Origin of the sequence: Listeria immobilis (assembly GCF_014322765.1) — a bacterium.
Taxonomy (GTDB): Bacteria; Bacillota; Bacilli; order Lactobacillales; family Listeriaceae; genus Listeria; species Listeria immobilis.
In genome coordinates, this window is record NZ_JAASTZ010000027.1 from 20,125 (window position 1) to 30,471 (window position 10,347).

Consider the following 10,347-nt stretch of genomic DNA (forward strand, 5'->3'; position numbering starts at 1 on the left):
AAATAGAGTCTCGCTGCATTTTAATTCATTTTAAAATTTGGCCAATTTCTTTTAAAAATGTTATGCCATAACGTAATGCTCGGTTGACGTCTGGATCTTTGAGTGCTTTCATCATCGCGAGCATTCCCATAATTTCTTCCCTTTTCGCGCTTTCTTCTGCTTGTTTTGCAGCTTTTTTTAAATTAGCAATCATTTGCTCCGTCTGTTCCGGCTTTGCATCTGTTAAGAGTTTACTTGAAATCATCATATTATTAATCGCATTTGTCATCGGCTCTTTCCGCCATTCATTTAAAAATGTTTTTGTTATATCTCCACGTGCTTTAATTGCACTATTTAAGGCTTCCAGAGCGCCTGATTCTTGTAAAAGTTTGACTGTTTCCACCATCTCTAAAAATCCAGAATTTTCTTCCACAATATCTGCCTTCATCTGTGCTAAACGTTCCTTCTCTAGCTCCTCAGGTGATTTCTTTGTATCCCGTATTGTTGAAATTGGTTCTGCCATTAGTGATTCCTCCCTTTTCCGCCACAACCACAATTTCCACCACATGCACAGTTCACTTTAGAAATTGGCTGATAATCTTCCCTTGACCATTTACGCTCCACTTCTGCCCCATTTTGCGGGAAGCGTTTTCGATTGCGGGGATTATGGTCTGGAAGTGGGTTTTTCCCATTTTTCTTAAGTACAGTTAAGTTCACCTTTGTTTGTTTATAAGCTGGGGTTTTTGTTCTAACATCTCCTGCACTCGATGTTAATAAGTTTACTGCTGTTTCACTACTAACAGAATGCATTGGAACATAGACTTCATTTCCTTTCATTCGTTCTGTTACGACCGCACGAAGCTTAATTCGTCCATACGGAGAGCTTAGTCTCACCAGAGAGCCACTTTCAATATCACGTTCTTTAGCAAGCTCCAGCGAAACCTCTACAAATACTTCTGGTAATTTATAATCCAGCCCTTTTGATTTATCTGTCAAGTTTCCTTCATGAAATTGTTCTAGCAAACGACCATTATTCAGCGTTAAATCATATTCTTCTGGGAAATTAATAGGCGGAATATATGGCAGTGTTGATAACTGCGCTTTACCATCTGAAAAATTAAATCGTTCTTCGTAAAGAAGTGGCATATCTTTTCCATCAGCGCTAACTGGCCAAACAAGACTTTCAAACCCTTGCATCCGGTCATAACGAACTCCTGCAAAAAATGGTGCTAAACTAGCAATTTCATCCATAATTTCGCTTGGATGAGTATAATTCCAATCAGTTCTGCCACACGCTTTTGCCACCTCTTGGATAATCCACCAATCTGGCTTCGAATCACCAAGCGGCTCTAATACTTCATAAAGCCTTTGTACACGACGCTCTGTATTAGTAAAAGTTCCTTCTTTTTCAAGTGATGGTGCGGCTGGAAAAACAACATCCGCAAATTGTGCCGTTTTAGAAAGGAAGACATCTTGAACTACAAAAAAATCAAGACTGGCTAATATTTCCTGCACATGATTTGAATTTGAATCTACCCAAGCCATTTCCTCACCAATAACATACATCGAATGTAGTGTTCCAGCTTCAATCGCATCGAGCATTTCGTTATTTTTTAGTCCAGGTTCAGGTGAAATTGGTACACCATACACAGCTTCAAAACGAGCGCGAACTTCCTCATTTCCAAGTGGTTGAATTCCTGGTAATACATTTGGCAACGAACCCATGTCACATGCACCTTGGACATTGTTATGACCTCTAAGCGGATATGCTCCTGCTCCGTGTCTACCAAAGTTCCCCGTCACAAGAAGCAAATTCGCAATTGCGGAAGAAGTATGCGAACCAGCAATATTTTGCGTTACACCCATTCCCCAACAAACTGCTGTTCCATCAGCTTCATAAATCATTTTTGCTACTGCCTTCATAGTCTCAATAGATAACCCAGTTTCCTTTTCAGCATAGGCAAGTGTATACGGTTCAAGAAATTCTAGATAATCTTCCACATTACTAATCCGGCTTTCCATAAATTTCTTATCATGCCAATCTTGGTCAATAATATATTTAGCTACCGCAGTTAACCAAACAAAGTCAGTTCCTTGTTTTGGATGAATAAATAAATCCGAGCGCTCCGCCATTTCATGTTTGCGTAGGTCAGATACAATTAATTTTTGTCCCCGCGTTTTTTGTGCTCGTTTTATTCTGCTTGCTAGTACGGGATGTCCATCTGCTGGAGATGCACCAACAATTATGACTAAGCCAGCAGTCTCAATATCTTCCACAGTTCCTGAATCTGCTCCAATACCAACCGTTCTAGTCAAACCGTCTGAAGCAGGCGCCTGACAATATCTTGAACAATTATCGATATTATTTGTTTCAAATACCTGTCTAGCCAACTTTTGCATTAAATAATTTTCTTCATTGGTTGTTTTGGAAGAACTAATAAAACCAAGTGCATCATTTCCATATTTAGCTTGAATTTCACGTAATTTTGTCGCAACTAAATCAATCGCATCATCCCAACTCGCTGGAACAAATTCATTTCCTTCTCGAATTAGCGGTGTTGTAATACGTTTCTCACTATTAACAAAATCCCAACCAAATTTCCCTTTTACGCAAGTAGCAAATTTATTTACAGGGCCTTCCCCGGTTGGCTCCACTTTTAAAATCTTACGGTCCTTCGTCCAAACTTCAAATGTACAGCCCACTCCACAAAAAGTACACACTGTTTTTGTTTTTTTAGTCCGCGTTTCTCGCATTGCCGCTTCCATTTCTGATACTGCAAAAACGGTTTGATAATTTGGTTCCACTTTTTTCACCATGTCAATCATTGGTTCAAGCATATCTTCATCCAGTCCGGTCATAAAGCCAGCTTGTCCAAGCATCGATTTCTCCATTAGCGCATTACACGGACAAACAGTTGCACAAAGTCCACACGAAACACATGAAGATAAGTTAGCCGGCTTATCATCATCCCAAATTACTCGTGGCTCTTTTCGCTCCCAATCAATCGAAAGCGTCTCATTTACTTGTACTTGTTGACAAGCCTCTACACATCTGCCACAAAGGATACATTGATCTGGATCATAACGGTAAAATGGATGTGAAAAATCATTTAGATAGCCTTTTTCACGGTAAAGTCGTTCTTGCTTTTCCACTCCAAGCAGTTCTGTTGTATTATGTACTTTACAATTACCATTATTATTATCACAAACTGTACAATAGAGTAAATGATTCTCTAAAATCCGGTCCATTGCTTCTAATTGCGCATCGGTCGCCACTTCCGAATTTGTTTTAATTTCCATTCCCTCTTCAAGTTTTGTACTACAAGCTCGCATTAGTTCGCCGTCCACTTCACACATACACGTATCACAAGATTGAATTGGTCCTATTTGTTCACTATAACAAATATGTGGATGTTCGATTCCTTCTGCATTTAAATAATCTAAAATTCGTGTTCCTTCTGCCACTTCTCGCTTCTCACCATTAATCAGGACCGTTACTTTTGTACTCATCAAATTACCTCCATTTAAAGAAAGCGGTTACAATTCGATTATATTATAACAGTTCTTATCTGAAAATCACAGTAATATGTTAGCTGATAATCATTCTCAAACAGCACTACTATGCGCTTCTCATCACAAGCAGTACATTATTTATTGACAATTGGCTGACTTTTCTGTATTCTTTATACAAAGCTATGACGAGAAAAGTACGGATTCTGTTTTTTCCAAAAGAGAGTTCCCCTTGCTGAAAAGGAACAAAAAACAATTCCCGAATATGGCCTCTGAGTTTTGTCGCTGAAATTAAGTAAGCCACAACGGGTTTAGCGTCCGTTATCAAACGCCTTAAGTATAAATACATACTTATCTGAGGTTTTCAGTTTAAACTGAGAATAAATTAAGGTGGTACCGCGTGAATTTTTCTCGCCCTTATCCAAGTTAGCTATTGGACTGGGGTGAGTTTTTATTTTGCTCTAAATTTTTGAAAATGGAGGAATGTGTAATGACCAAGCAAATACTTGTATTACAATCGGATTTTGGTATAAGCGATGGTGCCGTTAGCGCAATGTACGGAGTGATTAATAGTGTGAGTGTTGATTTGCAAATATATGATTTAACGCATCAAATTCCTCAATTTAATATTTGGGAAGCTTCTTACCGATTATTACAAACTGTAACCTATTGGCCTCAAAACACCATTTTCGTTTCTATTGTTGATCCTGGTGTTGGCTCTAAACGCCGCAGTGTTGCAGTATTAACAGAAGAAGGTCATTATATTGTCACACCAGACAATGGAACTTTAACTCATATCGCACATTATGGCACAATCAAAGCTGTTCGCTTGATTGATGAAAATAAGAATCGTCTACCAAAATCAGGAGCATCTCATACATTTCACGGTCGAGACATCTTCGCCTATACTGCCGCCAGACTTGCTGCTGGAAACATTCAATTTGAAGATATTGGACCAGAAGCTACAATAGATTCGATTGTCTCTTTAAGTCTAAGCGATTCTTATTTAGAAAATGAGCAAGCTTTTGGAACAATTGATATTATCGACCGACCCTTTGGAAATCTCTGGACAAATATTCGTCGTGCTGATTTTTTACAACTTAATGCTAATTACGGAGATTCCATAGAAGTGCTAATCAAACACCATGACCGCGTAGTTTATAAAAATTTCGTAACATATAGCCGTTCATTCGCTGATTTACGTATTGGCGAGGCTCTTATCTATGTTAATTCATTGGATAATCTTGGCTTGGGCATCAATCAAGGATCATTTGTTGATGCATACTCAGTAGGAACTGGTACAAGTTGGCAAGTAAATTTGAAAAAAGTATAAAAAACAGGCTTAAAAATCTAGTGAAGATTTTTAAGCCTGTTTTATTTATTTCGTATATTCTTTTACAATTGGTTCTTGTTTTTTTGTTTTAAGGAAGAAGCTCAAGAACATCCCAATAGCGGCGAAAATAGCTGCAACCATAAAGGCTGCGCGCATACCATCTAAGCTAGCATCTTGTGCCTGTTGCGCAAATGCAGCAGGATCAGTTCCCGCTAACATTTTACTTGGCATATTGTCTTTCGTTACATTGGTCAACACAGTGATTAAAACAGCTGTACCAATTGAACCCGCGATTTGTCGTATTGTATTGTTGACTGCCGACCCATGATTGATCAAATGATTTGGCAGTGCATTCATCCCAGCGGTCGAAACTGGCATCATCGCCATCGAAATACCAAAGAACCGGACTGCATAGAAAACAATGATATACCAAAGTGGCGTATCTATCGTTAGGAACATAAATGGTATTGTACCAATAGTTAAAATTGTAACCCCAGTAATTGTAAGCCATTTAGCTCCAATTTTATCAAATATAATTCCTGTAATCGGACTCATTATCCCCATAATTATTGCCCCTGGAAGTAACAATAGTCCTGATTGTAATGCAGATTCTCCGCGAATAGTTTGAATGTATAGAGGCAATACGATTTCCGCTCCAATCATTGCCATCGTTACTATCGAACCAAGAACAACAGAAAGCGAGAACACTGGATATTTAAATACATGTAGTTCTAACATTGGATTATCAATAACAAGTTGACGCCAAACAAATAGCGCAATGACCACAACACCGATAATCAAAGTTGTTATAACAGTGGCATCTCCCCAACCGTCATTCCCTGCTGAACTAAACCCATAAAGAAGTGAACCGAAACCTATTGATGACAGGACAATTGAAAGATAATCAATTTTTGTTTCTGTCAATTTAACTACTTTTTTCATTCCAAAAAAGGCTAAAATAATATCAATTACTGCAATTGGAATTAGAATAAGGAATAAAACTCTCCAATCATATGAATCAACAATCCAACCAGATAAAGTTGGTCCAATTGCTGGAGCAAACGCAATTACTAATCCCATAAGCCCCATTGCAGCTCCACGCTTTTCACGCGGGAAAATTAGCAAGAAAATAGTTTGCAAGAGCGGCATCATAATACCTGCACCAGCTGCTTGAACAATCCGTCCTGTTAAAAGCACAGGGAAAGAATCCGCCATTGAAGCAATAATTGTTCCTATTGTAAATACAGTCATTGCTGTAATAAATAGTGTTTTTGAACTAATTTTTTCAATCAAAAGTGCCGTTATAGGAATCATAATCCCATTTGTCAGCAAGAAAGCTGTTGTTAACCATTGACCAGTTGCTGCTGTAATGTGTAAATCTTCCATAATCATTGGTAGCGCTGTTGCTAAAAGTGTCTGATTCAATATCGCCACAAATGCTCCAATAATCATTGTTGTTACCAATAAACTTCTACTATACGATTTCCCGTTAACATCAACAGGACGTTCTACTGCTGTACTATTCAAAATTAATACCCCTTCCCATGTGGAAATTTCCAGATGAATATATAGAAGTATAATAAAAAAAGACCAACAAGTCAACAAAAAATGACCTATTAGTCCAAAAATTATAGAAGCCCGTTCACACATAGTTCTAATTTATTTACTTCTTTTGTTAAATCAGCTGGTACATGTTGCTTTAAATAAAGTAAAGTTCCTTGAATCATGAAATCCCTAGGCGCTTCATTATTATTTATTTCACCAACCAACGCATTCATCGATTCTTTATATTGCCATTTATCAGAATCAGCAATATCCGCATTATCAATCCCCGTACTAAGTTCTTCTAATGCTTCCCTTAATTTAGCTAATCGTTTTTTTCGCATCGTTATATGGTCAGGCACTAAATTTTCAGTATCTTCATCAGTAAAAACAATTTCACCACTCAAAAGAATATCCTTTACAAGTGCATCTAGCCTTCTAACCACATAAGGGATTGCACGATCAATTAAACCAGAATCAATATTTTTACTACCATTCGCAAATACATACATTGCCGCCATCCCGCTAAGCAACATCGTTATATCATTAATATAAGGCGCCGTTTCAATTCCATAAACCTCTAATAGTTGATTTTTCACCCACTCCATATTCTTAAGCCGCACGCTTTGCAAGAAAGAATTAAAATCATCATCAATCATTGCCTGAGAGAAAGTAATATTTAAAATTTCTCCATTTTCAGTGTAAAAACGAATAATAATCTTCAAACATTCAGTAAAATTATCTTTTCTTTCCCCCGAAAGCGCCATTGTATACTCTAACCGTTGATGTAAAACAGAATACTCTTGCTTAAAAATCACAATTGCTAGCTCTTCTTTAGAAGTAAAATAATTATAAAAAGTCCCTTTAGAAATTTCCGCAGCATCTACTATATCTTGTACAGAAGTTTTTAAATAGCCTTGCTTTTGAAACACTTCTTTAGCCGACTTAATAATCCGTTGCTTCTTTTCCTTCAAAAAAACACCTCATTATCAACATATTATACATAAAGTATAATCTATTTATACTACCTATTCAAGCTACTTGATAATAGGTAATAAATTCTTTTCCTAACGTAGTCAAAATATATTTTTGGTTTATGCTCATCCCTCCATTGGTATTGTCTTTTCGTCTTAAAAAACCGTTTTCTTCAAGCCAATAAACAGTGTAGAGGAACTCATTTTTCGTTATTTTATACTTTCCAGTTGTAATAATATTTTCTTTTATCGCTAGATTAAGATTCTGCTCTGATTTATCTTTTATCATTACAAGAATAGAATATATTATTTCACTTTCCGGTAACACACATCTTCCCTCCTTTTCAAAACAACAAAAAAGGCTTCGTATATCAACGAATACCAGTGATTATTTTAAGCCATTTGTCGGATTTGAACTGACGCCCCGGTCCTAATACTAAGTTTCTCCTTGTTTCTTTTCGTGCTTTTTCGTTTACTTATAGTGGTATCCAATGTTCCCTCGTTTTATATTGTATTATATCGTTAAGGTGTTGTGCAAGGTGTTTTTATATTCGTCGACTACATTTTCTATTATATAGAGGAAAGTAGCATTTATATAAAAAAAGCATTGATATTAACGTCTTGAGAACGGAGGTGCACAATGAGCGCCTTTAAGTCCGTATTTTTTACGTTCTTTCATGCCGGGTTTTACGGTCTATTTGTTTAACTAGAATTAACTGTATTTTAAATTTCTCTATGCCAGAGACTATGCCATGAAAAGAATTTACTATGCAGCAGAAATGATTATACTCTCACGTCATATCCTCACAGGAAATAATGTCTTCTATACTAATATCAAATATGCGCTCGTCGAATCGTTGTAGTTGACCTGCGTTTTTTCGTGATTAATATGAACAGTCACTACATACTTGTAGCGCATATGATGATTATTCTTTAAAAACACTATTTCAACTGTCCAATTGCGTTTTAATGCGTCTGCTAACACTTTCGAATATTCTAAGATATCATCATCCATTAAATTATACTTTTTCGTCATCTCTTGGTAACCTCCTGTGAACAAACATTCTTTTCATCAAGAGGTGTAAAGTACTAAAATTTATGAGAAAAAACAAGCTTAATGAATTGAGCCATTTTTAAATGACTTATATCATTATGCTTGCTTTTTAGTCTTACTATCAGCTACATATCAGAAAATAAATATCAATCATTTAACTTAATAATTTTCTTAACATACTTTAAATCTATTTCGGCTGGTGATGTTTCCTGTATTTCATAGCCTTCAATTAATTCAATAGTTACTTTGTCATTCCTTTTCATTTCGGTGATTTTTATTTTTTTTCCTTCTTCATTATAATATTTATCCGCTACATTAAAATAAATTTCGATTCCTTCCTCTGGATTAATATCCGTTAATTTATCTTTAAAGTTCTTAATTAATACTGAAGCCGATTCGACTTTTTCTATTGTACCACTAGCTTCAACAATTGATTCTTTTTTTGTATTGCTATTAGAACAAGCAGTTAAAATTAATAATAATATAATAACGCTGATAGTCTTTTTCATTATTTTACTCCATCAATAAACGATTTTAATGCTGGTGTGATTCTAACACCCGAGTTAGCAGAGCTACCTAGTGTATGAACACCAATAATTGATCCATTACTAATTATTGGTGATCCACTTTGTCCACCAGTTGTATCAATAGAATATGATATCCGTTGATTACTTACCAATGCATTACCATACCATTGTGATCCAGATTTTGGGCTCTCTCCCGGATATCCAGATATAGTAGAAAATAATGTTTTATTTACTGCTGGAACTGTATATTTTAATTTCCCATAGCTACTAACCGATTTTGATAAAGTGACTACTCCAATATCATAGTTATTATCACCTTTAGAAGACCATCCTACAGGTACATTTAACTTAGAACTATTAATATAAGCAGGTACTATCCAGTTATTCATTTTGGGCTGAAAAATTACTCCTGTAGCCCAAGATCTAGTATCTCTGTCAAACAAATTGTGCCCAGCAGTCAATACCTTATTACTTCCAATGATTGTTCCAGTTCCAACATACCACACCATTTTATTATTTTTTTTGAACGCCATCTCCATATATCCAATTTGTTTATATGGCGAATTATTCACATTTGTTCTAACTCTATCATCTTTCCCAACCACTTTTTGTAATAGTTTAGGAGCTTTTTTTCTATAGGATTAATTATTGGTTCAGTATTTACTACCTTATCCTTAGGATGTTCCTCGTTATATTCCTTAACAAATTCTTCTCTAGCATCTTTTGATGAGTCAACAAAAGCTTGGATATCGGTTTGTTCCTCATTCGTAATGCTTGTTGTTGCATTTAAATCCAAACCTACCTCTTGAGCAGCACTGCTACTCACTGGCAATAATAAAACCGTTAAACTAAAAACAAAAATAGCCGCTATTTTTTTCATGTTTTTCTCTCCCTTTATGTAATAAAGTATGTTACATAAAGGATTATAGCACAACAACTCAATGCATAACTAAAAATGTAATGAAATGTCCGATTCTTGTCATGAACGACTAAAAAAGTGTTTTTTCTTATTTTTAGGATACAATTTATAATTTTCAATTATATTGAAAGAGAGAAATTAATCCTAAAATTCCACTAGTATTTTCTTTGCATAAAGAAGCCCTAACGTGTGGTTGGGGGGTTGATAATTCATTTGAATCAATAGTTCTTTTCAGCTTTCATGACAACGGAACGCCATTTACCCGCGCATCAGTCACAAGAATGTTTAATCGTTTTTTGAATAAAGAGGAAAATAATGATCTTGCTAAAATATCGTTTCACGATTTGCGACATTCTGCAGCAAGCTTTCTTCTTGAACAAGGCATCAATGTAAAAGTTATACAAAATATCTTAGGTCATTCAGATATAAAAGTGTAGTGACCCCAAAAAGTTAGACTTTTTATAGAGTGGATTTTTCCACTCTATTTTTATACAGTTTTTTGATTGAAA

8 protein-coding genes, 2 pseudogenes and 1 other annotated feature are annotated in these 10,347 nt (G+C 35.7%); of the genes and pseudogenes, 2 read left to right on the plus strand and 8 right to left on the minus strand.

The genetic code is table 11. The annotated features are described in order from the left end of the window. Nucleotides 1–25 precede the first annotated feature (25 nt). A complete protein-coding gene (locus HCJ50_RS15060; RefSeq protein WP_185349127.1) occupies nt 26–502 on the minus strand; it encodes a DUF1641 domain-containing protein in 477 nt (158 codons plus the stop codon). Continuing rightward, the gene (gene fdhF / locus HCJ50_RS15065) at nt 502–3,489 is read right to left on the minus strand and encodes a formate dehydrogenase subunit alpha (protein ID WP_185349128.1); all 2,988 of its coding nucleotides are present in this window, start codon (nt 3,487–3,489) and stop codon (nt 502–504) included. Before fdhF ends, HCJ50_RS15060 begins: the two co-directional genes overlap by 1 nt. 176 nt (nt 3,490–3,665) lie before the next feature. Continuing rightward, nucleotides 3,666–3,911: a binding site (T-box leader), on the plus strand. A gap of 68 nt (nt 3,912–3,979) precedes the next feature. On the opposite strand from fdhF, the gene HCJ50_RS15070 reads away from it, so the two are divergent. Next, complete coding sequence (locus HCJ50_RS15070) at nt 3,980–4,822, plus strand: SAM hydrolase/SAM-dependent halogenase family protein (protein ID WP_185349129.1); 843 nt, start codon at nt 3,980–3,982, stop codon at nt 4,820–4,822. 45 nt (nt 4,823–4,867) lie between these two features. Here the strand turns inward: HCJ50_RS15070 and mdrT are convergent, their stop codons facing one another. The 6 genes and pseudogenes from mdrT to HCJ50_RS16045 all read right to left on the minus strand — a co-directional run bounded on the left by mdrT (nt 4,868) and on the right by HCJ50_RS16045 (nt 9,799). Continuing rightward, the gene (mdrT, locus tag HCJ50_RS15075) at nt 4,868–6,349 is read right to left on the minus strand and encodes a cholic acid efflux MFS transporter MdrT (RefSeq protein WP_185349130.1); all 1,482 of its coding nucleotides are present in this window, start codon (nt 6,347–6,349) and stop codon (nt 4,868–4,870) included. A 101-nt stretch (nt 6,350–6,450) separates the two neighbouring features. Next, on the minus strand, nt 6,451–7,338 hold the full coding sequence (gene brtA, locus HCJ50_RS15080; RefSeq protein ID WP_185349131.1) for a bile-regulated transcriptional regulator BrtA: 888 nt from the start codon (nt 7,336–7,338) through the stop codon (nt 6,451–6,453). A 58-nt stretch (nt 7,339–7,396) separates the two neighbouring features. Next, nucleotides 7,397–7,666: a DUF3116 family protein gene (locus HCJ50_RS15085; protein ID WP_185349132.1), complete on the minus strand. Its 270-nt coding sequence runs from the start codon at nt 7,664–7,666 to the stop codon at nt 7,397–7,399. Between the two features lie 463 nt (nt 7,667–8,129). Continuing rightward, nucleotides 8,130–8,374, minus strand: a pseudogene (locus HCJ50_RS15090) (hypothetical protein). 164 nt (nt 8,375–8,538) lie between these two features. Continuing rightward, on the minus strand, nt 8,539–8,901 hold the full coding sequence (locus HCJ50_RS15095; protein ID WP_185349134.1) for a lipoprotein: 363 nt from the start codon (nt 8,899–8,901) through the stop codon (nt 8,539–8,541). After that, nucleotides 8,901–9,799, minus strand: a pseudogene (locus HCJ50_RS16045) (trypsin-like peptidase domain-containing protein). Before HCJ50_RS16045 ends, HCJ50_RS15095 begins: the two are co-directional and overlap by 1 nt. A 206-nt stretch (nt 9,800–10,005) precedes the next feature. On the opposite strand from HCJ50_RS16045, the gene HCJ50_RS15105 reads away from it, so the two are divergent. Beyond that, nucleotides 10,006–10,275 (plus strand): tyrosine-type recombinase/integrase, encoded by a 270-nt coding sequence (locus HCJ50_RS15105; RefSeq protein WP_260443079.1) that lies wholly within the window; start codon nt 10,006–10,008, stop codon nt 10,273–10,275. Nucleotides 10,276–10,347 lie beyond the last annotated feature (72 nt).